The sequence below is a fragment of the Pseudomonas sp. HMWF006 genome, assembly GCF_003061205.1.
GTDB classification, from domain to species: Bacteria; Pseudomonadota; Gammaproteobacteria; order Pseudomonadales; family Pseudomonadaceae; genus Aquipseudomonas; species Aquipseudomonas monsensis.
This window is the reverse complement of record NZ_QAIU01000550.1, coordinates 23,166-23,892: the sequence shown is the minus strand read 5'-3', so window position 1 is coordinate 23,892 and position 727 is coordinate 23,166. Positions and strand designations below refer to the sequence as shown.

At 65.2% G+C, this 727-nt stretch carries 1 protein-coding gene; it reads right to left on the bottom strand.

Annotated features, from left to right (window positions below; genetic code table 11):
- Positions 1-727, bottom strand: a 727-nt coding sequence (locus tag DBR24_RS33645) for a ComEC/Rec2 family competence protein (protein WP_256591811.1), incomplete at both ends; no start/stop codon positions are given.

Genomic DNA, 727 nt, shown 5'->3' with positions numbered 1-727 from the left:
CTGCCACTGCCGTCCACTTTCGCAGGCGTGGGCACTCAATTCGGCAGGCAGGCCCGGCGGATCGCCGCTGATGACTCGCGCCACCGGCAAGCCGCGTGTAATCGCCAGCGCGCCGCCGGCATGATCGGCGTCGGCATGGCTGAGCATCATCAGATCAATGTGTTCCACGCGCAGTTTGCGCAACGCCGGCACTACCACCCGTTCACCGAGGTCGAAATCGCCGAAACGCGGCCCGGCGTCATACAGCAACGTGTGATGACGCGTGCGGATCAGAATCGCCAGGCCTTGGCCAACATCCAATTGCCAGACATCCGCCAGGCCGTGTGCCAGTGGCTCGCGTGGCGGCAGCGCCAGGATCAGCAGTAGTGGCCAGCCCAAAATCCTCATGGGCACGCCTCGCGGCAGCAGCAACAGCAACGCGCCAAGTGCGCCGATCGCCCAGACCCACACCGGCATCGAAGCCGCCACCCAGGCCGGCCAGTGTCCGGCAATGAGCGCCAGCCCGCGAAACAGCCCGTCGATCAAGACACCCGCCAGCCACAGTAAACCTTCGCCGACATACGGCAGCGGTAACAACACCGTGCCAAGCAGCGCGGGTGGCAGCACCACCAGACTGACCCAAGGCACCGCCAACAGATTCGCCAACGGCCCGCTGAGGCTGATCGGCAGGTTCAGCGCCAGCAACACCGGACACAAACCGATCGCAATCAGCCATTGCGCCCGAGTC